Origin of the sequence: Micromonospora sp. NPDC050495, from assembly GCF_040655175.1 — a bacterium.
GTDB lineage: Bacteria > Actinomycetota > Actinomycetes > Mycobacteriales > Micromonosporaceae > Micromonospora.
The window spans coordinates 205,515-231,091 of sequence record NZ_JBFAJK010000003.1; the positions used below are offsets into that span (position 1 = coordinate 205,515).

General features: G+C 74.1%; 21 protein-coding genes. 8 read left to right on the plus strand and 13 right to left on the minus strand.

What is annotated here, in order from left to right; all coding sequences use genetic code 11:
• Position 1 precedes the first annotated feature (1 nt).
• Complete coding sequence (locus tag AB0I11_RS06120; protein WP_357314197.1) at positions 2-748, plus strand: ABC transporter ATP-binding protein; 747 nt, start codon at positions 2-4, stop codon at positions 746-748.
• Between the two features lie 15 nt (positions 749-763).
• Positions 764-3,589, plus strand: a complete 2,826-nt coding sequence (locus AB0I11_RS06125; RefSeq protein WP_357314199.1) for an ABC transporter permease — start codon at positions 764-766, stop codon at positions 3,587-3,589.
• Positions 3,590-3,601: 12 nt separating this feature from the next.
• Here the strand turns inward: AB0I11_RS06125 and glmM are convergent, their stop codons facing one another.
• The 7 genes from glmM to AB0I11_RS06160 all read right to left on the minus strand — a co-directional run bounded on the left by glmM (position 3,602) and on the right by AB0I11_RS06160 (position 9,077).
• Entirely contained in the window at positions 3,602-4,957 is a 1,356-nt protein-coding gene (glmM, locus tag AB0I11_RS06130; RefSeq protein WP_357314202.1) for a phosphoglucosamine mutase, read from the minus strand.
• A gap of 119 nt (positions 4,958-5,076) precedes the next feature.
• Positions 5,077-5,541, minus strand: a complete 465-nt coding sequence (rpsI, locus tag AB0I11_RS06135) for a 30S ribosomal protein S9 (RefSeq protein ID WP_018784602.1) — start codon at positions 5,539-5,541, stop codon at positions 5,077-5,079.
• 20 nt (positions 5,542-5,561) lie between these two features.
• Positions 5,562-6,005 carry a 50S ribosomal protein L13 gene (gene rplM / locus AB0I11_RS06140; protein WP_357314205.1) on the minus strand — a complete coding sequence of 148 codons (444 nt, stop codon included), beginning with the start codon at positions 6,003-6,005 and terminating at the stop codon, positions 5,562-5,564.
• A gap of 208 nt (positions 6,006-6,213) precedes the next feature.
• The gene (locus AB0I11_RS06145; RefSeq protein ID WP_357314208.1) at positions 6,214-7,587 is read right to left on the minus strand and encodes a nitrate/nitrite transporter; all 1,374 of its coding nucleotides are present in this window, start codon (positions 7,585-7,587) and stop codon (positions 6,214-6,216) included.
• A 123-nt stretch (positions 7,588-7,710) separates the two neighbouring features.
• Complete coding sequence (locus AB0I11_RS06150; RefSeq protein ID WP_357314209.1) at positions 7,711-8,004, minus strand: hypothetical protein; 294 nt, start codon at positions 8,002-8,004, stop codon at positions 7,711-7,713.
• Positions 7,994-8,254 carry a DUF6364 family protein gene (locus tag AB0I11_RS06155; RefSeq protein WP_357314211.1) on the minus strand — a complete coding sequence of 87 codons (261 nt, stop codon included), beginning with the start codon at positions 8,252-8,254 and terminating at the stop codon, positions 7,994-7,996. The genes AB0I11_RS06150 and AB0I11_RS06155 overlap by 11 nt, the downstream gene beginning before the upstream one ends.
• Positions 8,255-8,381: 127 nt before the next feature.
• Positions 8,382-9,077, minus strand: a complete 696-nt coding sequence (locus tag AB0I11_RS06160; protein WP_357314214.1) for a class I SAM-dependent methyltransferase — start codon at positions 9,075-9,077, stop codon at positions 8,382-8,384.
• A 148-nt stretch (positions 9,078-9,225) separates the two neighbouring features.
• Here AB0I11_RS06160 and AB0I11_RS06165 point away from each other — a divergent pair, with 148 nt between their 5' ends.
• The 5 genes from AB0I11_RS06165 (at position 9,226) to AB0I11_RS06185 (ending at position 16,968) form a co-directional block, all read left to right on the plus strand.
• On the plus strand, positions 9,226-11,337 hold the full coding sequence (locus AB0I11_RS06165) for a molybdopterin oxidoreductase family protein (RefSeq protein ID WP_357314217.1): 2,112 nt from the start codon (positions 9,226-9,228) through the stop codon (positions 11,335-11,337).
• Entirely contained in the window at positions 11,334-12,770 is a 1,437-nt protein-coding gene (locus AB0I11_RS06170) for an FAD-dependent oxidoreductase (protein ID WP_357314219.1), read from the plus strand. Before AB0I11_RS06165 ends, AB0I11_RS06170 begins: the two co-directional genes overlap by 4 nt.
• A gap of 127 nt (positions 12,771-12,897) precedes the next feature.
• On the plus strand, positions 12,898-15,450 hold the full coding sequence (gene nirB, locus AB0I11_RS06175) for a nitrite reductase large subunit NirB (RefSeq protein ID WP_357314221.1): 2,553 nt from the start codon (positions 12,898-12,900) through the stop codon (positions 15,448-15,450).
• A gap of 67 nt (positions 15,451-15,517) precedes the next feature.
• The gene (nirD, locus tag AB0I11_RS06180) at positions 15,518-15,880 is read left to right on the plus strand and encodes a nitrite reductase small subunit NirD (protein ID WP_357314224.1); all 363 of its coding nucleotides are present in this window, start codon (positions 15,518-15,520) and stop codon (positions 15,878-15,880) included.
• Positions 15,880-16,968 carry a uroporphyrinogen-III synthase gene (locus tag AB0I11_RS06185; RefSeq protein ID WP_357314226.1) on the plus strand — a complete coding sequence of 363 codons (1,089 nt, stop codon included), beginning with the start codon at positions 15,880-15,882 and terminating at the stop codon, positions 16,966-16,968. The genes nirD and AB0I11_RS06185 overlap by 1 nt, the downstream gene beginning before the upstream one ends.
• Positions 16,969-16,995: 27 nt before the next feature.
• Here the strand turns inward: AB0I11_RS06185 and AB0I11_RS06190 are convergent, their stop codons facing one another.
• From AB0I11_RS06190 to AB0I11_RS06205, 4 genes are all read right to left on the minus strand, one after another.
• Entirely contained in the window at positions 16,996-17,613 is a 618-nt protein-coding gene (locus AB0I11_RS06190) for an ATP/GTP-binding protein (protein ID WP_357314228.1), read from the minus strand.
• Positions 17,594-17,956: a DUF742 domain-containing protein gene (locus AB0I11_RS06195; RefSeq protein WP_357314230.1), complete on the minus strand. Its 363-nt coding sequence runs from the start codon at positions 17,954-17,956 to the stop codon at positions 17,594-17,596. Before AB0I11_RS06195 ends, AB0I11_RS06190 begins: the two co-directional genes overlap by 20 nt.
• Positions 17,957-18,023: 67 nt before the next feature.
• Complete coding sequence (locus AB0I11_RS06200) at positions 18,024-18,431, minus strand: roadblock/LC7 domain-containing protein (RefSeq protein ID WP_046567138.1); 408 nt, start codon at positions 18,429-18,431, stop codon at positions 18,024-18,026.
• Positions 18,428-21,496: a sensor histidine kinase gene (locus tag AB0I11_RS06205; protein WP_357314233.1), complete on the minus strand. Its 3,069-nt coding sequence runs from the start codon at positions 21,494-21,496 to the stop codon at positions 18,428-18,430. Before AB0I11_RS06205 ends, AB0I11_RS06200 begins: the two co-directional genes overlap by 4 nt.
• Before the next feature lie 448 nt (positions 21,497-21,944).
• On the opposite strand from AB0I11_RS06205, the gene AB0I11_RS06210 reads away from it, so the two are divergent.
• Complete coding sequence (locus tag AB0I11_RS06210) at positions 21,945-23,126, plus strand: ABC transporter substrate-binding protein (RefSeq protein ID WP_357314235.1); 1,182 nt, start codon at positions 21,945-21,947, stop codon at positions 23,124-23,126.
• Positions 23,127-23,324: 198 nt separating this feature from the next.
• On the opposite strand, the gene AB0I11_RS06215 is transcribed toward AB0I11_RS06210, so the two are convergent.
• Positions 23,325-24,095 (minus strand): ABC transporter permease, encoded by a 771-nt coding sequence (locus AB0I11_RS06215; protein ID WP_357314463.1) that lies wholly within the window; start codon positions 24,093-24,095, stop codon positions 23,325-23,327.
• Positions 24,096-24,274: 179 nt separating this feature from the next.
• The gene (locus AB0I11_RS06220) at positions 24,275-25,300 is read right to left on the minus strand and encodes an ABC transporter substrate-binding protein (RefSeq protein WP_357314238.1); all 1,026 of its coding nucleotides are present in this window, start codon (positions 25,298-25,300) and stop codon (positions 24,275-24,277) included.
• Positions 25,301-25,577: the final 277 nt, after the last annotated feature.

Below are 25,577 nucleotides of genomic sequence, written 5' to 3' on the forward strand. Positions count from 1 at the left end.
CATGGATGCGACGACGGGCAGTACGGTGCACACCGCCGGGCTGGTCCGGCAGTTCCGCAGCGGCACCGAGCGGCTCACCGCCGTCGACGACGTGTCGCTGGAGATCGCGCCGGGATCGGTGGTGGCGCTGACCGGGCCGAGCGGCTCGGGCAAGTCCACGCTGCTGCACCTGATCGGTGCGATCGAGCAGGCGGACCGGGGCACGGTGACGGTGGACGACGTGGAGGTCACCGGCCTGCGCCGGGCCGCGCTGGCCCGCTACCGGCAGCGGGTCGGTTTCGTCTTCCAGCGCTACCACCTGCTGCCGGCGCTGACCGTGCTGGACAACGTGATCGCGCCGGTGCTGCCCCGCCGGGGCCGCGCCGACCACGCGGTCCGCGCCCGGGAACTGCTGGACGCGGTCGGGCTCGCCGGCCGGGAACGCGCGCTGCCCGCCCAGCTCTCCGGCGGCCAGCAGCAGCGGGTGGCGATCGCCCGGGCGCTGATGGGCGCGCCCCGGCTCCTGCTGGCCGACGAGCCGACCGGCAACCTCGACTCGACGACCGGCACCCAGATCCTCGACCTGCTGCTCGACCTGCGCGACCGGCACGGCATGACGGTCCTGCTGGCGACCCACGAACGCGCCATCGCCGCCCGGTGCGACCGCCTGATCCGTCTCGCCGACGGTCGGGTCGTGGAGGACATCGACCTCACCGACGGGGAGGACCCGGCCGACACCCTCGACCGCGCATCCCGCCTGCGTCTCTAGCCGAGGGGGGATCGGATGTTCCGGTTCATCTGGCGGCAGCTTCGTGGGCGCGCCGGTCGTTCGGTGGCACTGCTGGCCGGCGTCCTGGTGGCCACCACCGGTTTCGTCGTCCTCACCGAGGCGACCACCACCTCGCGGCTCGCCGTGAAAGGAAGTCTCGAACGGCACACCCGCGCGTCCTACGACATCCTCGTCCGTCCCGCGGGCAGCCGTACGCCCCTGGAGGCGCAGCGCGGGCTGGTCCGGCCCAACTACCTCTCCGGACTCTTCGGCGGCATCACGACGGCGCAGTACGACCAGGTCAAGGCGTTGCCCGGGATCGAGGTGGCCGCGCCCATCGCCATGCTCGGCCACGCCGACCAGATCGTCGGCGGCTCGCTCGACCTCACCGACGCGATCGACCCGTCCCTGGACCGGCAGGTCATCCGGGTCGACCTGGCCTTCGACGCGGACCGTGGCCGATCCGTCGGGCGGGCGAAACCCCGATACCTCTACCTGACCAAACGGCCGTTGATCTTTCCGGACTTCTCCCGGCCGCCCGGCCCGAAGCAGCGGTACACCGACGGCAGCGAGCACCCCCTCGACGCCTGCGGCCGGGAGTACGCGGTCCCGCGCGAGATCCAACCGGACGGACGCTCGCTGCCGGTCTGCGACCCATTGGCCGTGGCGACCGACGGCGCGGCCGGATCGACCATGTCCGAACTCGACATGACCTCGCTCAGCGCGGCCCACCTGCGGCCGGACGGACGATTCGAGTACGGCACGGCCCGGCGGGGGAAGCCGCCGGCGCCCAGCGACCGGCTGCTGCTTCCGGTCGGGATCAGTGTCGCGCTGCTGCTCGCCGCCGTCGACCCGGTGGCCGAGGACCGGCTGGTGGGGTTGACCGGGGCGATCCAGGACGGCACGCCACTGCCGCCGGATCGCCGGCCGGCCCGGGTGGACTACCCCGACTGGGGCCGGGCCACCGAGTTCCCCGTCCTCGCCACCAGCCGTCCGTTCGTCGACGGGTCGGTCACGGCGACGTACCGCCAGCTCGTCCCGTCCCGGATAGCCGGCCTGCCGGCAGACCGGGTCGGGGCGGCCCTGGCCACGCTCCCCGGCACCCCGGCGGGCAGCGGGCGGGAGGACTTCGCCGACCGCTACCTCGGGGACGTCCGGCGGCTGATCGAACGCCCCGGGGAGTGCTGCGGCGGCGTGCTCGACCTCCTGGTGCAGGCGGGCCCGGTCGACTACGACGCAGGACCGGACGGCGTCCTGCGACCGCGGACCGTCCCGGTCGACCCGTCGGTCTACGGCTCCGAGTTCGTGATCCGGCGGCAGCGGTCCTGGCTCGCCGACGACCGGTCGTTCCGGCCGCTCAGCCAGGTGCCGACGAGCATCGGCGACAACGCCCTCGCCCCCAGTTGGCGCCCGGTCGGCACGTTCGACCCGCTCCGGTTGACGGGGTTCGACGACCTGTCCCGGGTCCCGCTGGAGACGTACGAGCCGCCGACCGTCGAGGGCGGCGACGACCACAGCCGGCGCGCCCTGGGTGACCGGCCGCTACTGCCCAACGGCAGCCCCGGTGGCTACCTCTCCGCGCCGCCGCTGCTGCTCACCAACCTGGTCAGCGTCCCGGAACTGCTGGTCGCCGCGCCCGCCCGGCAGCGCAAGGCACCGATCAGCGCGATCCGGGTCCGGGTGGCCGACGTGGACGGCTACAACGACCGCGCGGCCGAGCGGGTCCGCCTGATCGCCGAGCGGATCGCCGCCACCACCGGCCTCGACGTGGACATCACCCTTGGTTCGTCTCCCGCGCCGCAGACCGTGGACCTGCCCGCCGGCACGTTCGGCCGCCCCGACCTGCGGCTGGCCGAGAACTGGTCCGCCCTCGGCGTCGCCTCGGTCATCACCGAGGCCGTGGACCGCAAGAGCGCCGTCCTGTTCGCGCTGGTCCTCGTGGTCTGCGCGCTCTTCCTCGGCAACGCCGTCACGGCCGCGGTCCGCGACCGCCGTGCTGAACTCGCCGTGCTGGCCTGCCTCGGCTGGTCCGCCCGCCGGATCGGCGCGCTCGTCCTCGGCGAGGTCGCCACGCTCGGCCTGGCCGCCGGACTGCTCGGCGTCGGCCTCGCCGTCCCGCTCGGCCGGGCCCTCGGCATCCACGTCGAGTGGGAACGGGCGCTGGTCGCCGTACCGGTGGCGCTGCTCCTGGCCGTGGTCGCGGGGCTGACACCCGCGTTGCGCGCCGCCCGCGCCCACCCCGCCGCCGCGCTGCGCCCGCCGGTGGCCGGCGCCCTCCGCGCCCACCGCACCCGGACCATCGCCGGAATGGCCCTGGTCAACCTGGCCCGCGTGCCCGCACGCACCCTGCTCGGCGGCGCCGCCCTCGCCATCGGCGTCACCTCACTCACCCTGGTCAGCGCGGTCACCTACGCCTTCCGCGGCGCGATCGTCGGCAGTCTGCTGGGCGACACGGTGTCGCTGGACGTACGCGGCGCGGACACCCTCGCCGCCGTGGCCACCGTGCTCCTCGGCGCGGCCGCCGTGGCCGACGTGCTGTACCTGGATGTCCGGGACCGCGCCACCGAGCTGGCCGCGCTGCAGGCCACCGGCTGGACCGACGGCGCCCTCACCCGCCTCGTCGGTTACCAGGCCCTGTTCCTCGGCGGCCTCGGCGCGTTCACCGGCGCCGGCCTCGGGCTCGCCGGCGCGGCCTGGCTCGTCGGCGAGCTGCCTGCCGCCCTGGTCGCCGCCGCCCTCCTGGCCGCCCTGGCCGGCGTGCTGATCACCTGCCTGGCCGCGCTCATCCCCGCCCAGCTGCTGCGCCGGCTGCCCACCGCACAGCTGCTGGCGCAGGAGTGACGCCGAACCCGGTCAGGCGACCGGGCTGGCGGTGCGGACCTGCGCGGCGATCCGCTCGGCCACCGAGCGGGCGGCGGCCTCGGTGGCGGCCTCGACCATCACCCGGACCAGCGGCTCGGTCCCGGACGGGCGCAGCAGCACCCGGCCGGTCTCGCCCAGCTCGGCCTCGGCCCGCTCCACCTCGGCCCGGACGGCCGGCGCGGCGGCGCCCACGGTGCGGTCCCCCACCGGCACGTTGATCAGCACCTGGGGCAGCTTGGTGACCACGCCGGCCAGGTCGGCGAGGGACCTGCCGGTGGCGGCCATCCGGGACATCAGGTGCAGCCCGGTGAGCACTCCGTCGCCGGTGGTCGCGTGCGCCGGCATCACGATGTGGCCGCTCTGCTCGCCGCCCAGCGCCAGGCCGGAGGCGCGCAGCTCCTCCAGCACGTACCGGTCGCCGACCTTGGTCTCGAGCAGCCGGATGCCCTGCGCGGACATGGCCAGCCGCAGGCCGAGGTTGCTCATCACGGTGGCGACCAGGGTGTCCCGGGTCAGCTCGCCGGCCTCCCGCATGGCCAGCGCGAGGATCGCCATGACCTGGTCGCCGTCGACCTCGTCGCCGTCGGCGGTGACCGCGACGCAGCGGTCGGCGTCGCCGTCGTGGGCGATGCCCAGGTGCGCGCCGTGCTCGACCACGGCGGCGCGCAACGCGTCGATGTGGTTGGAGCCGCACTCGTCGTTGATGTTCAGGCCGTCCGGCTCGGCGTGGATGGCGATCACCTCGGCGCCGGCCTCCTGGTACGCCACCGGGGCGACCTCGGCGGCGGCGCCGTTGGCGCAGTCGACCACGACCTTGATCCCGTCCAGCCGGTGCGGCACGGTCCCGACTAGGTGCTGCACGTAGTGGTCGGCGCCGTCGAGCAGGTCGTGCACCCGCCCCACCCCGGCGCCGATCGGGCGCTCCCAGGCGGTGGTGGCGTTCGCCTCGACCGCCGCCTCGATCCGCATCTCGATCTCGTCGGGCAGCTTGTGTCCGCCGGCGGCGAAGAGCTTGATCCCGTTGTCCGGCATGGGGTTGTGCGAGGCGGAGAGCATCACGCCCAGGTCGGCCTTGGCCTCGGCGGTGAGGAACGCCACCGCCGGGGTGGGCAGCACGCCGACCCGGACCACGTTGGCGCCGGCGCTGGTCAGCCCGGCCACCACGGCGGCCTCCAGCATCTCGCCGCTGGCCCGGGTGTCCCGCCCGACCACGGCGAGCGGCGGATGGCTCCGGTCCGACTCGGCCAGCGTGTGCGCGGCGGCGACCGCCACCGCCAGTGCCAACTCCGGGGTCAGATCCGCGTTCGCCCGCCCGCGTACGCCGTCCGTGCCGAACAACCGGCCCATACCCGCCAACCTCCGATGGAACTGCCGTTGAGGGAGAGGAAAACGGACGGCCGGGTCCCCCTCCCGCGGTGGGGAGGCGGACCCGGCCGTCCGTCAGAAGTACACGGCGCTGGTGGTGATCAGCGCTTCGAGTACTGAGGAGCCTTGCGGGCCTTCTTGAGGCCGTACTTCTTGCTCTCCTTGACCCGGGCGTCACGGGTCAGGAAGCCGGCCTTCTTCAGGGCCGGGCGGTCGTCCGGCTCGCTCACGATCAGCGCCCGGGCGATGGCCAGGCGCAGCGCGCCGGCCTGGCCGGTGGTGCCGCCGCCCCGCAGGTTGGCGATCACGTCGAAGGCCTCGGGCTTCTCGGCGGTGACCAGCGGATCCTTGATCAGCTGCTGGTGCACCTTGCTCGGGAAGTAGGCCTCGAGGTCGCGGCCGTTGCAGGTGATCTTGCCGGTGCCGGGGACGATGCGGACCCGGACGATGGCCTCCTTGCGCCGACCCACGGTCTGGATCGGGCGGTCGCCACGAGGCGCGCGGGCGACGGGCGCCGGCGCCTCGGTGGCCTCAGGGGCAACCTCGGTGGCGGTGATGTCGGTCATGCTGCTTCCTTCGCCCGCGCTCACTGCGCGATCTGCTTGATCTCGAACGGCGCCGGCTGCTGCGCGGCGTGCGGGTGCTCGGCACCGGCGTAGACCTTCAGCTTCTTGAGCAGCTGACGGCCCAGCTTGTTGTGCGGGAGCATGCCCTTCACGGCCAGTTCGATGGCCCGCTCGGGCCGCTTGGTCAGCAGCTCCTCGTAGCCGACCCGCTTCAGACCACCCGGGTAACCGGAGTGTCGGTAAGCGATCTTGGTCTGCCGCTTGTTGCCGGTCAGCGCGACCTTGCCCGCGTTCACGATGACGACGAAGTCGCCCGTGTCGACGTGCGGCGCGAAAGTCGGCTTGTGCTTGCCACGCAGCAGCGTGGCGGCGTGGGTCGCGAGGCGGCCCAGCACGACATCAGAGGCGTCGATGACGTGCCACTGACGCTCGATCTCACCCGGCTTCGGGCTGTACGTACGCACAGGTCTACCTTGTCTCGTCGTCGGTCTGGGGTCGCGCGCCGAGGTGACCAGGGCTCCCGGCCGGACCAGCGCGCACGAACGACCAAGCGTACCTGATGCGGCACGCCTCTGAATGTCGTACAACAGCAGGCAACGATACCCGGCCGCCGGGCGGCAGGTCAAAACGGGGTGTCACCCCGCGTGGCCTGCGCCTTTCCCATGGCGGAGGTCACACGCCGGCCAGCTTACGCCGTCCCGGCCGCAGGTACACCGCCCAGGTCACCAGGAAGCAGAGCGCGTACCAGCCGATGAAGGCCAGGTAGGCGGCGTCGGCGGTGCCGGCCGCGAGGAAGGACTGCCGGAAGGCCACGTTCACCAGCACCCCGCCCGACGCGCCGACCGCACCGGCGATCCCGATCAGCGCCCCGGAGAGCCGCCGGGCCCGCCGGTCGGCCGCCGCCCGGTCCCCGGTCAGCTCCGCCTCGATCGTCGCCCGGGCCCGGAAGATCGCCGGGATCATCTTGTAGGTCGACCCGTTGCCGATCCCGGAGAAGACGAAGAGCGCCAGGAAGCCGGTCAGGTAGAGCGGGAAGGAGCGGTCCCGGGCGGCGTAGAGCACCAGCCCGGCGCCGGCGGCCATCGCCACGAAGTTCCAGAAGGTGATCCGGGCCCCGCCGAGTCGGTCGGCGAGCTGGCCGCCGAGCGGCCGGATCAGCGAGCCGATCAGCGGCCCGAGGAAGGTCAGCCAGGCGGCGTCGACCGGGGTCGGGAACCGGTCGTGGAACTGGAGCTGGAGCACCTGCCCGAAGGCGAACCCGAAGCCGATGAACGAGCCGAAGGTGCCGATGTAGAGCAGCGACATCACCCAGGTGTGCGGGTCGCGGGCGGCCGCGCGCAGCGCGCCCGGCTCGTTGCGCGCCCCGGGGATGTTGTCCAGCCAGCGCGCCGCGGCGAGCGCCGCGAGCACGATCAGCGGCAGGTAGACCGCCGGCACCAGCCGGGGGTACGCGGCGCCCGCGGTGGCCAGCACCGCCAGCCCGACGAGCTGCACGGCCGGCACGCCGAGGTTCCCGCCGCCGGCGTTGAGCCCGAGCGCCCGGCCCTTGAGCCGCTCCGGGAAGAACAGGTTGATGTTGGCCATCGAGGAGGCGAAGTTGCCCCCGCCCACCCCGGTGAGGCAGGCCAGCACCATGAGCGTGGCGTACGACACCCCGGGCTCGATCAGCACCGCCATGGGCACCGCCGGCACCAGCAGCAGCAGGGCGCTCACGATGGTCCAGTTCCGCCCGCCGAAGCGGGCCACGGCCAGCGTGTACGGCAGCCGCAGCACCGCCCCGAGCGCGGCCGGCACGGCGGTGAGCAGGAACTTCCCGGCCGGGTCGATGCCGTACTGCGGGCCGAGGAAGAGCACCATCACCGACCAGAGGCTCCACACGGAGAAGCCGACGTGCTCGGCGAAGATCGAGACGTACAGGTTGCGGCGGGCGACCGGCGCGCCGGTCGTCGCCCAGAACTCGGGGTCCTCGGGGTGCCATTCGGTGATCGGGACCCGGCGGCCGGCGGCGGCCGGTGCCGGGGTGCGGGGGGACACGAGCGTGCTCACGGCGGCTCCTCCTCGTCGGCGACGAGGGGGACGCTAGGAACCGGCCGTTTCCCGGCCGTGCCCGTCGGGCGTCGGCCCGGAAACGGAGATCGCACGTCCGCCACGGGGCGGTCGTGAAGCGGCTCAGATCTCCTGGAGGATGCGCAGCGCCCGGCCGACCCGCCGCATGGTCTCGGTGTCGGCCACGTCCACGCACTCGGTGAACCACTTCTTCATCGGGGACGAGAGCCGGTCGGGCATCACCACGTAGCCGCCCATCGCCACGGCGAGCGGCGAGTCGCGCAGCAGTGACTCCTCGACCACCTCGGCCACTATCACGATCGGCACCTCGGTGGAGTTGTAGACGTCGGAGCTGATCACCAGTCCGAGCCGTTCCCGGGCGCCGGAGATGCGCCAGATCTCGCCCCTACGCAGCACGCGGTCCCCCGCCGCCGAAGAGCGCGTCGTCGACCATGGCGGCCTCCCGGGCGTCGGCCAACGCGGCGGACTCCAGGTCCAGGCCGGCGCGGCCGAGCGCCGCGGCGTGCGCGGTGAAGACCTCGCGCAGCGCCTTCTCCCGGGCGGCCTGGTCCATCCAGGCGGAGAGGGAGAGCCCTTCCCGCTTGGCGAACCGGCGCGCCTCCTCGATCGTCTCGTCGGAGAACGACAACGTCACCTTGGCGGTCATGCCGGACAGATTACCCATCGGTATGACCGCCAGTCATCCCCGCTCGCACCCGTCGCCGAACCGGACACCGCGGCCCGGGCCCGGCCGGGCGCTGCGGGCCCGGGCTGCGGACTCGGGCGGGGCGCCGTCAGGGGCGGCGGCCGCCGAGGACCGCGAAGCGCCAGGCCTTGAAGAAGCAGTCCACGTCGGCCAGGCCGGCCTCGCGGAGCCAGTCGAGCTGGTCCGGCACCGACGCCGGGCGGTCGTGCCGCATCCGCTCGCGGGCGCCGGCGATCTCCTCGGCGTCGGAGCCGAGCGCGGTGATCTGGGCGGTCCACACCTCGTCGTACCGGCGGTCGAGCGCCGGGGTCGGGCCGGCTACCTGCTCGGCGTTGACGAAGACCCCGCCGGACCGCAGCGCCTGCGCCGCCCGCCGGTAGAGCGCCCGCTTGCCGTCGTCGTCGAGGTGGTGGATGGCCAGCGCGGAGACCACCGCGTCGTAGCGGCCGGCGGGCAGCGGGTCGGTCAGGTCGGCGCGCACGGTCCGGTGCGGCACGCCGCGGGCGGTCAGGTGACCGGTGGCCACCGCCAGCATCCCGGGCGCGGCGTCGAGCAGGGTCAGCCGCACCCCCGGGACCGCCGCGGTGAGCAGCAGGGAGAGCAGCCCGGTGCCCGCACCCAGGTCCAGCACCTCGGGGGTACGCCCGGCGGCGAGCGCCGCCCGCAGCGGCGGCGCGGCCACCTCGACCGCCGTGCCGTAGAAGGTGTCGAAGCACGGCACCAGCCGCCGCCGCGCCTCGTCGTAGCTGCCCGCCACCGCGTCGAACGCGTCGGCCACATCCATCGCGTGCCTCCCATATTCCGAGGCAGGTTTCCCATATTCTAGACCCGACGGGCCGGTCCGTCACTCCCGTGCGGTGTGAGCCGCTCTTGACAGGACCGAAACAGAAGGGACCCGGACCGGAAACCGCCCACCGGCACGCTCTTCGGACATGACGGAGGGTGCACGCGTGGCGACGCGACCGGAGGCGCAGCCCCGGGAGGCGGCCACCCACTGCCCGTACTGCGCCCTCCAGTGCGGCATGGTGCTGCGCCAGACCGGCCGCCGGATCGAGGTGACCCCCCGGCAGTTCCCCACCAACCGGGGCGGCCTCTGCCAGAAGGGCTGGACCGCCGCCGAACTGCTCGACCACCCGGACCGGCTGACCACCCCGCTGCTGCGCGACCGGCCCGGCGCCGCGCTGCGGCCGGCCAGCTGGGACGAGGCGCTGGACCGGATCGCCGCCGGGCTGCGGTCGATCCAGCACCGGCACGGGCCCGACGCGGTGGCGGTCTTCGGCGGCGGCGGGCTGACCAACGAGAAGGCGTACGCCCTCGGCAAGTTCGCCCGGGTGGCGCTGCGGACCCGGCACATCGACTACAACGGACGGTGGTGCATGTCCTCGGCCGCCGCGGCCGGACTGCGCGCCTTCGGCGTCGACCGGGGCCTGCCCTTCCCGCTGGCCGACCTCGGCCGGGCGGACACCCTCCTGCTGGTCGGCGCGAACCCGGCCGAGACCATGCCGCCGCTGCTGCGCCACCTCGCCGAGCAGCGCGAGCGGGGCGGCCGGCTGATCGTGGTCGACCCCCGGCTCACCGCCACCGCCCGCCAGGCCGACCTGCACCTGCAACCCCTGCCCGGCACCGACCTGGCGGTGGCCAACGCGCTGCTGCACATCGCGCTCACCGAGGGCTGGCTCGACCGGGCGTACGTGGCGGACCGGACGACCGGCTTCGACGAGGTCCGGCGGACCGTGGCCGGCTACTGGCCGGCCGAGGTGGAGCGCCTCTCCGGGATACCGGTGGCCGACCTGGAGGCGACCGCCCGGGCCCTGGCCACCGTGGACCGCGCGATCATCCTCACCGCCCGGGGCGCCGAGCAGCACGCCAAGGGGGTGGACACGGTCACCGCGTTCATCAACCTGGCGCTCGCCCTGGGCCTGCCCGGCCGCCCCGGCTCCGGGTACGGCTGCCTCACCGGCCAGGGCAACGGGCAGGGCGGCCGGGAGCACGGACAGAAGGCCGACCAACTCCCCGGCTACCGGCGGATCGACGACCCGGCGGCCCGCGCGCACGTCGCCGGGGTCTGGGGGGTGGATCCCGCGACGCTGCCCGGGCCCGGCGTGCCGGCCTACCAGCTGCTCGATTCGCTGGGCACCGCGGACGGTCCCCGGGCGCTGCTGGTCTTCGGCTCCAACCCGGTGGTCTCGGCCCCCCGCGCCACCCGCGTCGAGTCCCGGCTGCGCGATCTGGACCTGCTGGTGGTCGCCGACTTCCTGCGCTCGGAGACGGCCGAGCTGGCCGACGTGGTGCTGCCGGTGGCCCAGTGGGCCGAGGAGGACGGCACGATGACCAACCTGGAGGGACGGGTGCTGCGCCGCCGGGCGCTGCACCAACCACCGCCCGGGGTCCGCACCGACCTGGCCGTGCTCGCCGCCCTCGCCGACCGGCTGGACGCGCCGAAGACGGCCTTCCCGACCGACCCGCGCCTGGTCTTCGCGGAGCTGCGCCGGGCGTCCGCCGGCGGTCCGGCCGACTACGCCGGCATCAGCTGGGACCGGATCGACGCCGACAGCGGCGTCTTCTGGCCCTGCCCGGATCCCGACGCCCCGGACACGCCCCGGCTCTTCGCCGACCGGTTCCCCACCCCGGACGGGCGGGCCCGGTTCCGGGCGGTCACCCACCGGCCGGCCGCCGAGCCGGTCTGCGGCGACTACCCGCTGCACTTCACCACCGGCCGGGTGCTCGCCCAGTACCAGTCCGGCGCGCAGACCCGGCGGGTGGCCGCGCTGCGCCGGGCCGCCCCGGGCGGCTTCGTCGAGCTGCACCCGGACCTGGCCGAGCGGCTGGGCGTGGCCGACGGCGAGGAGGTGCGGGTGGTCTCCCGCCGGGGCGAGCTGCGGGCCCCGGCCCGGCTCAGCGCGGCGATCCGGCCGGACACGGTGTTCGCCCCGTTCCACTGGCCGGGCGCGGCCCGGGCCAACTCGGTGACCAACGACGCCGTCGACCCGGTCTCCGGCATGCCGGAATTCAAGATCTGCGCGGTCAGGGTGGAGAAGCCATGAAGGTCGTGATCGTCGGGTACGGGATGGCGGGCGCGCGGCTCGCCGCCGAGCTGCACGCCCGGGACGGGGACCGGAAGGTCACCGTGCTCGGCGCGGAGCCACACCGGGCGTACAACCGGATCATGCTCTCCACGCTGCTCGCCGGGAAGATCGACGAGCCGGACGTGGAGCTGGCCGAGGTCGCCGGGCAGGGCGTGGACGTCCGGACCGGCGCCGCGGTCACCGCGATCGACCGGGCCGCCCGGGAGGTACGCACCGCCGACGGCGAACGGATCGGCTACGACCACCTGGTGCTGGCCACCGGCAGCCGGGCGCTGGTGCCGCCGCTGCCCGGGCTCGACCCGCTGCCCGAGCGGGTGGTCCCGTTCCGCACCCTGGACGACTGCCGGCGGATCCTCGCCGCCGCCCGGGGCGCCCGCAGCGCCCTGGTGCTCGGTGGCGGGCTGCTCGGGCTGGAGGCGGCCCGCGGGCTCGCCGCCCGAGGGCTGGCGGTGACCGTGGTCCACCCCGTCGGGCACCTGATGGAACGGCAGCTCGACCCGTCGGCGGGGGCGGTGCTCGCCGGCACCCTCGCCGCCCTCGGGGTGCGTACCCGGCTGGGGGTGCTGGCGACCGGGGTGGCCGCCGACGCCGACGGCGTCCGCCTGGACCTCGCCGACGGCGACCCGCTCGCCGCCGACCTGCTGGTCCTCTCCTGCGGCGTGCGCCCGGACACCGCGCTGGCAACGGCCGCCGGGCTGGCCGTGGAGCGGGGCGTGGTGGTGGACGACCGGATGCGGACCAGCGACCCGCGGATCTCGGCGATCGGCGACTGCGCCCAGCACGGCGGGACGCTGACCGGGCTGGTCGCCCCGGCCTGGGCGCAGGCCCGGGTGGTGGCCGAGGTGCTCGCCGGCGGTGACCCGCTCGCCCGGTACCGGCCCCGGCCGGTGGTGACCCGGCTCAAGGCGGCCGGCATCGACCTCGCCGCGATGGGCGACGCCGCCGACGCCCCGGCCGACGGCGGGCCGGTCGAGGAGCTGACCTTCGCCGACCCGGCCCGCGGCACGTACGCCCGGCTGCGCATCCGCGACGAGCGGTTGACCGGCGCGATCCTGCTCGGCGACAACCCGGCCGTGGGCACGGTGGTGCAGCTCTTCGACCGGGGCGCCCCGGTGCCGGCGGACCGGCGGTCGCTGCTGCTCGGGCGCGCGTTCGGGGCCACCGCGGCCAGCCCGGCCACGTCCCCGGCGCTGATGCCGGACGCGGCCACGGTGTGCCAGTGCAACGACGTCAGCAAGGGCGCGCTGGTGGCGTGCTGGCGCTCCGGCGCCCGGACGGTCGCACAGCTGGCGGCGGCGACCCGCGCCACCACGGGCTGTGGCGGCTGCCGGGACGCGGTGGCCGGCATCGCCGGCTGGCTCGCCGAGGCGGATCCGGTGGCGGCGCGATGAACAGGCCGCGCGGGCGGGCGGAGCCGGTGGCGCGACGACGCGCGGCCGGCGCTGCCCGCCCGCCCGGATCGGGCCGGCGCGACGGCATGCCGCCGGCCGGGCAGGGAACACGAGTGGAGGGGACGCGATGAGCGAGCGGGATGCCGGCGCCGGTGGCGGGCGGCTGGTGGTCGTCGGCAACGGCATGGTCGGGCAGCGTTTCGTCGAGGCGCTGCGCGCCCGGGACCACGACCGGCGGTGGCGGGTGACGGTGCTCGCCGAGGAGCGGCGACCGGCGTACGACCGGGTGCGGCTCTCCGCCTTTTTCGACGGGGTGAGCGCCGAGGAGCTGAACCTGCACACCCCGGACGACGGGGTGGAGCTGCGGCTGGGCGAGCCGGCGCTGGCCGTCGACCGGGCGCGGCGGGTGGTGGTCACCGGGGCCGGCGAGCACCCGTACGACGCGCTGGTGCTGGCCACCGGCTCGTCCGCGTTCGTACCGCCGGTCGACGGCACCGACCTGCCGGGCGTGTTCGTCTACCGCACCCTGGACGACCTGGCCGCGATCCGGGCGCACGCCGCGGGCCGGCGCACCGGCGCGGTGATCGGGGGCGGGCTGCTCGGCCTGGAGGCGGCCAACGCGCTGCGCCTGCTCGGCCTGGCGACCAGCGTGGTGGAGTTCGCGCCCCGGCTGATGCCGGTGCAGGTGGACGAGGCCGGCGGGGCGATGCTGCGCCGCTACGTCGAGGAGCTGGGCGTCACCCCGTACCTCGGGGTGGCCACCAGCGCGCTGCGCCCCGGCCCGGACGGCACGGTCGGCGCGCTGGTGCTCGCCGACGGCCGGACCGTCGAGGCGGACCTGGTGGTGGTCGCCGCCGGCATCCGGCCCCGGGACCAGTTGGCCCGGGCGGCCGGGCTGCCGCTCGGCCCGCGCGGCGGGGTGCTGGTCGACGCGACCTGCCGCAGCGCCGACGAGCGGATCTGGGCGGTCGGCGAGTGCGCGGCGGTGGACGGCACCTGCCACGGCCTGGTCGCCCCCGGGTACGCGACCGCCGAGGTGGTCGCCGACCGGCTGCTCGGCGGGGCGGCCACCTTCCCGGGCGCGGACACCGCCGCCAAGCTGAAGCTGCTCGGCGTGGACGTGGCCTCGTTCGGTGACGCGCACGGCACCACCCCGGGCTGCCTCGACGTGACGTTCACCGACCCGGCCACCCGCGCGTACGCCAAGTTGGTCCTCTCCGACGACGCGCGGACGCTGCTCGGCGGGGTGCTGGTCGGGGATGCGAGCGCGTACCCGACGCTGCGGGCCAGTGTCGGCGGGCCGCTGCCGGCGCCGCCGCTGGCGCTGCTGGCCCCGGCCGGCGGTCCCGGCGCCGGGGCCGGCGCGCTGCCGGCCGCCGCGCAGGTCTGCTCCTGCAACGCGGTGACCCGCGCCGACATCGACGCGGCCATCGCGGGCGGCGCGGGCGACGTGCCGGCGCTCAAGGCCTGCACCCGGGCCGGGACCAGCTGCGGCTCCTGCGTGCCGATGCTCAAGCAGCTCCTCGACGCCGCCGGGGTCAAGCAGTCGACCGCGCTCTGCGAGCACTTCGACGCCAGCCGGCAGGAGCTGTTCGACCTCGTCCGGGTGCGCGGCATCCGGACCTTCTCCCGGCTCATCGCCGAGCACGGCCGGGGCCGCGGCTGCGACATCTGCAAGCCGGTGGTGGCCTCGATCCTGGCCTCGCTGGGCAGCGGCCACGTGCTCGACGGCGAGCAGGCCTCGTTGCAGGACACCAACGACCACTTCCTGGCCAACCTGCAACGCGACGGCAGCTACTCGGTGGTGCCCCGGATCCCCGGCGGCGAGATCACCCCGGAGAAACTGATCGTGATCGGCGAGGTGGCCCGGGACTTCCAGCTCTACACCAAGATCACCGGTGGTCAGCGGATCGACCTGTTCGGGGCCCGGGTCGAGCAGCTCCCGCAGATCTGGCGGCGGCTGGTCGACGCCGGCTTCGAGTCCGGCCACGCGTACGGCAAGGCGCTGCGCACGGTGAAGTCCTGCGTCGGCGAGACCTGGTGCCGGTACGGGGTGCAGGACTCGGTCGGGCTGGCCGTCGCGTTGGAGCTGCGCTACCGGGGGCTGCGCGCGCCGCACAAGCTCAAGTCGGCGGTCTCCGGCTGCGCCCGGGAGTGCGCCGAGGCACGCAGCAAGGACTTCGGCATCATCGCCACCGAGACCGGCTGGAACCTCTACGTGGGCGGCAACGGCGGCTTCCGCCCCCGGCACGCCGACCTGTTCGCCACCGACCTGTCCACCGAGGCGCTGATCACGCTGATCGACCGGTTCCTCATGTACTACATCCGCACCGCCGACCGGTTGCAGCGCACCGCCGCCTGGATCGAGGCCATGGACGGCGGCCTGGACCACCTGCGGGCGGTGATCGTGGACGACTCGCTCGGGCTCTGCGCCGAACTCGACGCGGCGATGGCCCGGCACGTGGCGTCGTACTCCGACGAGTGGCGGGACGTGCTGGAGGACCCGGAGCGGCTGCGCCGCTTCACCTCGTTCGTCAACGCGCCCGAGGTGCCCGACCCGTCCATCACCTTCGCCGTCGAGCGCGGCCAGCCGGTGCCGGCGCGCGGGGCGCCGTCGGACCCGGCCGCCGACCGCCGCGCCCAGCCCGTCGCGCTCGGCCTGCCGGAGGTACGCCGGTGAGCCGGCGATCAGCCAGACGTACGCCGCGGCGGCCGGCCGCGGCGTGGAACTTCAGCGAGGTGACGCGATGACCGTGGCGACGATGAGCCGGACCGCGACCCGGGGCTGGACGGCGGTCTGCCCGCTGGACCGGTTGGACCCCGACCGTGGGGTGGCCGCGCTGGTGGACGGGGTGCAGGTGGCCCTCTTCCGGACCGGCGGCGAGCTGTACGCGGTGGACAACCTGGACCCGGTCGGCGGCGCGTACGTGATGTCCCGGGGCATCGTGGGCAGCCGGGGCGGGCTGCCCACGCTCGCCTCGCCGCTGCACAAGCAGGTCTACGACCTGACCACCGGGCGCTGCCTCGACCTGACCGGGGTGACGCTGCGGCGGCACGAGGCGCGCTGCCGCGACGGGCTGGTCGAGGTGCGGCTGCGACCGGAGGAGTGATGCGGGACGAACTGGCCGGCTTCACCATCGGGGTGACCGCCGACCGGCGGCGCGACGAGCTGGCCGCGCTGCTGCAACGGCGCGGCGCGCGGGTGGTGCTCGCCCCGGCGCTGCGGATCGTGCCGCTCACCGACGACACCGAGCTGCGCGAGGCCACCCGGGCCTGCCTCGACCAGCCGCCGGACGTGCTGATGGCCAACACCGGCATCGGCATGCGCGGCTGGTTGGAGGCGGCCGAGGGGTGGGGGCTGGCCGAGCCGCTGCGGGGCGTGCTCGGCCGGTCGTACGTGGTGGCCCGCGGCCCCAAGGCGACCGGCGCGATCCGCGCCGCCGGCCTGCGCGAGCACTGGTCGCCGGCCTCGGAGAGTTGCGAGGAGGTGATCGACCACCTGGTCCGGCGGGGGGTGGCCGGCAAGGTGGTGGCCATGCAGCTGCACGGCGAGCGGCAGCCGGAGTGCACCGAGGCGCTGGAGGCGGCGGGCGCCACGGTGATCGAGGTGCCGGTCTACCGGTGGGCCCCACCCACCGACCCGGCCCCGCTGCACCGGCTCATCGACCTGGTCGCCGGGCGGCTGGTGGACGCGGTCACCTTCACCTCGGCGCCGGCCGCGGAGGCGCTGCTGCGCGCGGCCGGGGACCGCACCGAGACGGTGCTGGCGGCGCTGCGCGGGGATGTGCTGGCCAGTTGTGTCGGCGCGGTCACCGCCGAGCCGCTGGTGCGGCGGGGGGTGCCGGTCAGCGCGCCGAACCGGGCCCGCCTCGGCGCCCTGGTCCGGACCATCGTCGACGAACTGCCCCGGCGCACGGTCACCGTGAAGGCCGGCGGGCACCTGCTGACCCTGCGCGGGCACGCGGCCGTGGTCGACGGCGAGCTGCGGCCGCTCGCCCCGGCCCCGATGGCGGTGCTGCGGGCGCTGGCCGCGTCGCCCGGGAAGGTGCTGTCCCGCACCGCGTTGCTGCGTACCCTCCCCCGGGGCGCCGACGAGCACGCGGTGGAGATGGCGGTCGCCCGGCTGCGGGTCGGGCTGGCCGCCCCCCGGGTGGTCCAGACGGTGGTCAAGCGGGGCTACCGGCTCCGGGTCGACTGAGCGGGCGGGGCCTGCCCGGCCGGCCGCTCAGCCGACCGGGGTCGCGAAGCCGTGCTCGGCCTGGAGGCGGAGCATGGCGTGCTCGACGACGGTCACCAGCACCTGCTTGACCGAGTCGCGCTGCCGCGCGTCGCACATCACCAGCGGCACGTCCGCCGAGATGGCCAGCGCCTCGCGGACCTCTTCCACCTCGTAGTGCGGGGCGCCGTCGAACCGGTTCAACGCCACCACGTACGGCAGGTTGCGGTTCTCGAAGTAGTCCAGCGGGGCGAAGGCGTCGGTGATCCGGCGGGTGTCGACCAGGACGGCCGCGCCCACCGCACCCCGGATGATCTCGTCCCACATGAACCAGAAGCGGGTCTGGCCGGGCGTGCCGAAGAGATACAGGATCAGGTCCTCGGCCATGGTGATCCGGCCGAAGTCCATGGCGACCGTGGTGGTCTCCTTGCCGGGCACCTTCGACGGATCGTCGATGCCCACGCCCGCCGCGGTCATCAGCGCCTCGGTGGTCAGCGGCTGGATCTCGGAGATCGCACCGACCATGGTCGTCTTGCCCACGCCGAAGCCGCCCGCGATCACGATCTTCGCGGAGATGATCTCCCGGCTGCGGTTCGCCCCGGCGGGGTCATAGTTCGCGAAGTCCACTTAGCACCCTTCCAAGCAGGTTCATCCGCGCCGCGAACCCTGTGGCGGGAGCGGCAGTGTGTAGCGTCAACAGGCCCTCGGCCACCATGTCGGCGACCAGCACCCGGGTGACGCCCAGCGGCATCCGGGTATACGCGGCGATCTCGGCGAGCGACTGCGGTCGGCCCTCGCAGACCGAGGCGATGCGGTACTTGTCGTGGCCGGCGAACCGCGCCTCGGCCACCTGGGTGGCGGAGCCGGAGAGCACCGCCTCCAGCGCGATGTTCTGCAACGGTTCGGTCCGGCCCCGGGTGACCGCGTACGGACGCACCAGCGCCCCACGTGGATCCCGCCGTGGTTCCATCTCGCGATCACCTCCCTCCGTACGGAGCCGGCCGGCTCCGGATCACCCAGTCACACGGACGCGCCGATCAGGACCGGACGGCGTCCCTCGGCAGCGGGGACAGCGCCTGGCCGACCCGCTCCACCAGTAGCGCCATCTCGTAGCCCACCTGGCCGACGTCGCAACTGCGGGCCGCCAGCACCGCCATCGACGAGCCGTCGCTGATGGACATGAGGAAGAGGTATCCGCTGTCCATCTCGATGACCGTCTGGAGCACACCCCCGGCGCTGAACATCCGGGCGGCACCCTCGGTCAGGCTCACCACGCCGGAGGTGATCGCGGCGAGCTGGTCGGCCCGGTCGGCCGGCAGGTCCCGGGAGGAGGCGAGCAGCAGCCCGTCCGCGGACACCGCCACCACGTGGGCGATGCCCGCCACGCTGTCGGCGAAGTTGGTGAGCAGCCAACCCATGTCCTGCATGGCCGCTGGCCTGTTCATCGGTTCGTCTCCTTGGTCGAGGTGCTGTTCAGGTCCGCGCCGGCCGTCCGACCCCGCTGAACACCGCGGTGGTAGGCGGACAGCAGGCCGCGTACTTCGTCCGGCGTGCGCCGGGTCTGGGCCCGGCCACCCTTGGGTTCGATGCCGCCGGGCACGAGCTGGGCCTGCGGCACCCGCTTGGGCAGGCCGGAGCGGGTGGTGCCGCCGTCGGCGGGCTCCGCCGCCCGGCTGGCCCGCGACCAGCCCTCGTCGGCCGCGGTCCGCCACGCTCCCGGGTCGGTGGCCGGCGGCGCCGGCGGTGGCGCGGCGGCGGCCGGCACGGGCGGCGGCGCCGCGGCGGGGGGCACGGCCGGCGCCGGCGGCGGGGTGTACGGCGGTGGCGTCGTCAACCCCGCGGCCTGGGCCCCGGGGGTACGCGTCGGCAGCGGCGGCGGGGTGGCCGCGGCGGCCGGCTGGGCCGGCCCGGCGGGCGGCTCGTCGAAGGCCGGACGGGCGAAGATGGTCGTCTCGTCCTCGCCGTGGGAGCGGAACCAGACGGCCTCCATCTCCCGGAATATCGGCGCCTCGGCCGGCCGTTCCGGCCGGGACACCGTCGGGGTGGCCGGGGCCGTCTCGACGGCGGGCGCCATGGCGGCCGGCTGGTACGCCGGGGCGGGCGGGTAGCCCGCCGGCTGGTAGGTCGACGGGGCCAGTGAGGCCTGGTCCGCCAGGTCCCCGGGGCTCCGCTTCGGCAGCGGGTCCCGCGCCGGATACCCGTGGCCCGACCCACCGGCCGCGTAGCCGGCCCCCGAGACGGGGGGCGCCGCGGCGGGCGGCGCGGACGCCACCGGCACGGCCGACGGCATCGTCGGCAGGCTGGGCATCGCCCCGGTCGCGCCGCCCAGCTGTACGGCCGGGCCGGTGTCCCGCGCCTCGGCGCCGGCCTGCCAACGGGCCGGCGGGGCCGCGCTGCGCCACTGGTCGGTCAGGGTCGCCGTGCCGCCGCGCCCGGCACCGGCCAGCGACTCCGGCCCGGCGCCCAGCTGGCTCAGCGGCGACGGCTCGACGGCGAGCGGCTGGCGCGACCGGCTCAGCGGGGCCGGACCCCGGTTGGCCGGCAGCACCACCGCGGAGTTCGGCAGGGTCACCTGGGCGACGGTGCCGCCCTCGACATTGCGCCGCAGCTCCACCCGGATGCCGTAGCGGGACGCCAACCGGCTCACCACGGCCAGACCCATCAGCCGGAACGCGGCCACGTCGACCGTGGGCGGCGCGGCCAGCCGGCGGTTCAGCGAGTCCAGCTGCTCGTCGCTGAGCCCCAGGCCGCGGTCCTCCACCTGGATCAGCACGTAGTCGCGGATCCGCCGGCCGTCGGCGACCACGGTGGTGTTCGGCGGGGAGAACCGGGTGGCGTTGTCCAGCAACTCGGCGACCAGCCGGACCACGTCGTTGACCGCGTGCGCGGCGACCGAGATGTCGGTGTCGACGGTGCCGAACTCGATCCGGTTGTAGAGCTCGACCTCGGACTGGGCGGCGCGCAGCACGTCCACCAGGAGCGCGTCCTCGCGGCGCGGCACGGCCGAGTCGGCGCCGGCCAGCACCAGCAGGTTCTCGTCGTTGCGGCGCATCCGGGTGGCCAGGTGGTCGAGCTCGAAGAGCTGGGCGAGGCGCTTCGGGTCCTCCTCGCCGCGCTCGATCGCGTCCAGCTCGCCGATCATCCGGTCGACCAGGCTCTGCGAGCGGCGGGCCAGGTTGAGGAACATCGCCGAGACGCTGGTCCGCAGCGCGGCCTGCTCGGCGGCCACCCGGACCGCCTCCCGGTGGACCACGTTGAAGGCCGCCGCCACCTGGCCGATCTCGTCGCGGTTGGTCAGCTTGATCGGGTCGCGGACCTGCTGGACGATCTCGTCCACGCCGCCGTCGCCGATCGCGTTGACGTTCTGCAGCCGGCCCACCGCGTCGGGCAGGTCGTGGTTCGCCACCGCCAGCGCGCCCTCGCGCAGCCGGCGCAGCGACTCGTTGAGCGAGCGGGCCAGCACGACCGCCAGGGTGACGGCGACGATCAGGGTGAGCAGGACGAGCAGGCTCTCCACCACGGCCTGCCGGATGACGTCGCTGCGGACGTCGTCGGCGTCGGCGAGCAGCTGGTCCTGGAGCTGGATCTCCGCCCAGCGCATGAGGTCGTTGACCGCGCCGATCGCCTCGGCGGCGTCGTTCCGGCTCACCAGCGGGGCCTGGTTGACCGAGCGGGACAGGTCGTTGGCGACCCGGTCGGCGAGCTGCACGGCGTCACCGGAGACGGTGCCGTCCACCAGGGACCGCTGCGCCGGCTCGGCGGCCCGGGAGAACGTCAGCAGCGCCTCCTGCTGGCCGGTCAGGGTGGCCACCAGGGAGGAGAACTGTTCCTCGTCGAGCTGGCCGGAGGCGAGGGCGGTGAACGCTACCGCCTGCTCCTGGGCGACCTGCGCCTTCGCGTGGGAGAACGCGGCCACCGCGCGACGGGCGTCGGCGATGCGCTCGGCGCCGGGCTGCTGGGCCAGGGTGTCGCCGTACGCGACGAGGTCGCTGAGGATGATGCCGTAGCGCAGGCTGGCCTCGGCCACCGGCATCTGCTGCCGGTCCAGCACCTCCTGCCGGGTGCCGTTCAGCGTGCCCAGGTGGTCCTCGATGACCTTCAGCCGGGTCCGCACGGACGCCGGCACCTCGCCGATCCGCCCCCGCTCCTCGCGGTACGCGGCGATCCGCTCGTCGGTGCGGCGGACCCGCAGGTTGTAGTCGTCCGGCTTCTGGTCCGGCGCGACCAGGTAGGCCGCCGCCGCCATCCGCTCCTTGTGCAGGTCCTGGGTGAGCGCCGAGACGTCGATCGACAGCGCGGTGAGCGACCGGATCCGGGTAGCCTCGTACGCGCCCTGGCCGGTCGAGACGAGTCGGATAGTTGCCAGTGCCATGACAGCGGCGACCGGGACGACCAGGATGAGAGCGAGCTTTGACCGGATCCGCGCGTCACGCAGCCGAGGCAGCCGCCGTCGCCGGTTCCGGTGGTCGGATCCGGCGCTCTCGGGCAGGGTCGTAGGTCCGGTGCTCACGACATCGCCTCCGTCGTTTCTTCCACGCCTGACCCGCCGACCCGTGCCTGGAGCGGCGGGCGGCGCCGCGCGCGGCACGGCCGCGATTTCATCAGACGAGATGCAGTTTGGGAAGCCGCAGTGGGGCCGAAAACGGTTGGCGGGGACTCAACCCGTGCAGCGGTCAACTAATACCTTCATTTCCGCAGGCCTCTGAACAGGGCATGTAACTCCAGAGTGGTCGGTCGCATCTGCGCAGTAATTGCCGGTTAACGTTTCGTGTCCCCACCATGTGGGATGGGTGTCCCGAAACCGCTCCTGGCATCGCCGCTTGACCACACGCCCCGGCATTGGCAAGGTTTTGCAGGCTTCGCGCACACCGTACGGCACACCAATCCCGTTCCTCTACTGAGGACGGATGAGCGGCGGTGATCGGGCCCCCCGCCCGCGCCGCACCTGGAGGACTGAATTGAGCCCCATCCGCTCCGCGAGCATCGCGGCGCTCGCTTCGGCCGTGCTGGCCACCACGCTCACCGGCTGCCAGTTCGGCGGGGAGCAGCAGGACGACAGCCACATCGTGATCGCCGCGGACCTTGAACTGTCGGGCGCCTCCGCTGCCCTCGGCAAGGTGTACCAACGGGCCCTCGAACTGAAGGTCGAGCAGTTGAACTCGTCCGGCGCACTCGGCGCCCGGAAGATCGACCTCAAGGTGAAGGACAACCGCTCCGACGCCGCCGAATCCTTGCGCAACATCAACGATTTCAGCAGTGACTCCCGGGTCAGCGCCATCATCATGGGCGGCTGCAACGAATGCGCCGTCGGCGCCGTCCGCACCATCGGCGAGAAGCACATTCCGACCATCGCCCTGGCGTCCGCCGGCGCGATCACCGAACCGGTCGCCGAACGCCGGTACGTGTTCAAGCTCGCCCCGAACGCGGCCGACAGTGCCGCGGCCATCACCGTCGAGCTGGGCCGGCGCGGCGTCAAGAAGGTCGCCCTGCTGCGCAGCGACGACAGCTACGGCCAGGAAGGCCTCACCGCGCTGCGCCGCCAGTTCGACAAGACCGGCATCCGGCTGGTCGGCACCGAGTCGGTACGCGTCACCGACACCGACGTGAGCGGCCAGGTCGAGGACCTCGTCGGCAGCAAACCGCAGGCCCTGGTCCTCTGGACGCCCCCGGAGCAGGCGGCGCTCGCGGCGGCCAGCGCCCGGCAGAACCGGTTCACCGGCCAGCTGTTCTTCGACGCCTCGGCGGCCGGCGACCTCTTCCTCGGCGCCTCCGCCCGGTCCACCGAGAAGGCCACCCTGATCTTCACCCAGACCATGGTGATCGACGACGTCATCGCCACCACCCCGGCCAAGGCGGCCCGGCGGCAGTGGTTCCAGGAGTACACGGCCCGCTTCGGCGGCTACAACGGCTTCTCCTCGTTCGCCGCCGACGCGGTCCAGCTCATCACCAACGGCGAGCTGCGGGCCGGGGTGAAGCAGGGCACCGTCGACCGGGAGGCGCTGCGGGACTTCCTGGAAACCTCACAGCTCGACGGGCTCTCCGGGCCGATCCGGATGACGCCGGACAACCACTCGGGGTTGATGCCGCAGGCGTTGACCACGCTGGTGGCGCGGGGTGGACGGTGGCGGCTCGCCGGGTAGTGGTCGCTGTTGTGGGTGTGGCCCCGGCGCAACCGGCTCCGGGCGGTCAGGCTTGATCCCTGCGCCGGTTGCGCCGGGGCCACACCTTCGGTGGGCACTCGCCGACCGTCCCTTGGTGGTCTCGGTCGACGTCGGGTCTTCGGTCGGTGCGGGACGACTCGGTGCTGCGGCCGGCCTCCCTGGGGGAGGCCGGCCGGGTCAGCGGGCGGAGGTGGTGGCTCTCACCCAGGGCAGGGCGAGGCGTTCGAGGACGCTGAGGGCGGCGTACAGGACGATGCTCATCAGCCCGACCAGGACGATGGCGGCCCAAGCGGTGGGGGTGTCGCCGGCGCCGTTGTACTGCAGGATCTGGTAGCCCAGGCCGGGCTTGTCCGAGTAGAACTCACCGATCACCGCACCGATCGCGGCCAGCGGCATGGCCACCTTCAGCCCGACGAAGATCTGCGGCAGCGCGGCCGGGAAACGCACCTTGCGGAAGGCCTGCCACCAGGACGCGTTCAGCGAACGGCCCAGCTCCGCCAGGTCGGCCGGGGTGGTGGTCAGCCCGGTCGCGGTGGACAGCACGATCGGGAAGAAGCAGAGCAGGAACACCATGGTCAGAATGGGCTTCTGCCCCCAGCCGACCGCGACCACCAGCAGCGGACCGAACGCGATCTTCGGCACCGCGTTGACGGCCACCAGCAGCGGCGAGAACATCCGCTCCACCCGGCCGGACGCGGCCAGCGCCATCCCGATCAGCACGCCGGCCACCGACGAGAGCAGGAAGCCCAGCACGGTGACCCCGGTGGTGATCCCCAGCGCCGGCAGCAGCACGTCCGTGGCGGCGGTCAGCCCCCGCCAGACCGCGAGCGGCGGCGGCAGCGCCGCCGGGTGGACCAGATGCAGCCCCGAGGTCACCAGCCACCACGCGGCCACCGCGATCAGCAGGCCGAGCGCCGGCAGCCCCACCGCGGCCGGGCGTACGGCCAGCCGCGCCGGAACGGCGGCGGGCGGCGGGGACGCCTCCGGCGCCGACGGATCGGGCCGGACTCCGGTCACCTGTGCCAACGTGTCCTCCTCTCTCGGCCGGTCCGCAGAGCCGGCACGCGAAGGGGTGCGCCCCGCCGGAACCCCGGCGGGCGCGCACCCCCGTTGTCCGAGCCGACCGGTCAGGCCTTCGGCACCAGGTTGAAGTCGATGATCTGGTCTGGGGTGAGGTTCTGCTTGAGCGCGCCCGCGCCCTGGAGCAGGGCGATGGTCTTGGCCACCCGGCCGCTGTCCACGGTGCCGATCGCGGTGCCGGTGTTGCTGGACCGGACGTACGCGGCCATCAGCTGAAGCTCGGCGGAGGCCGCCGCCGGGACGGCCGCCGGGACGTTCTTCTTCAGGATCGTCCCCGCCTCGTCCGGGTTGGCCAACGCGTATTCCAGGCCCTTGAGCAGCGCCGCGGTGAAGCGCTTGACCATCTCCGGCTTCTCCTTGGCGAGCTTGGTGGAGGTGACCAGCACGTTGCCGTAGAGGTCCTGCATCACGTTGCTGTAGGGCAGCATGACCGGCTTCTTCTTGGTGACCGCCGCGATGGTGGGCTGACCGACGACGAACTGGCCGATGCCGTCGACCGAGCCGGAGGCGAGCGTGCCGATCAGCGTCTGCGCCTCACCGTTGACCCAGGTCACCTTGCTGGCGTCGACGCCGGCCAGCTTGGCGTACGTCGGGAAGAGCATGCGCACGACGGAGGCCGGGCTGTCGGCGAGCTTCTTGCCCTCGAGGTCCTTCGGGGTGGCGATGTTCTTGCCCTCGACCGAGGCGATGGCGGCCATGGTCCGCTGCTGGACCGCCGCCACCGCGACGAAGTCCTTGGCCTGACCGTTGGCGAGCACGAGGATCGCGCCGGTCAGGTCGATCGGGGCGAAGTCGGCCTGCCCGGTGGCGACCTGGATGACGCCCCCGGTGCCCTGGCCGGGCTTGATGTCGACGTCGAAGCCGGCCTCCTTGAAGAAGCCCTTCTCCTTCGCGACCCAGGCGTACGAGTCACGCCCGAAGTTGCCGAACGAAGTGAGGTAGGTCACTTTCTCCAGCGCCTTGCCGCCGGCAGCCTTGTCCTCGGACTTGTCCGAGTCACTGCTGCACCCGGAAACCAGGGCGAGTGCGGTCGCCAGCGCGGCGGCGGCGACCGTACGGGTCAGCCTTCTCATCAGTGCACCATGTCCTTTCCGACCAGGGCATGCTCGCCCGGACGGGTCGTGGTTCCGACGGTGTCGGCCGGAGGGGCAGCCGACGGGATCGTCGTGAGGGGACTCTTCGCGCGCAACAGCGTACGAGAAGCTCCCTGCACCGACGTCCGGCGCTCGGTTGCGGAACGGAAACGAAGTTGCCTGACGGAAAGTGGACTGACGTCCACCCCGGACGGTGCTATAGGGAGCGCATCCCGCTACGCTAGCCCGGCTCGCGTTCGCGACGTGGAAGGGAGCC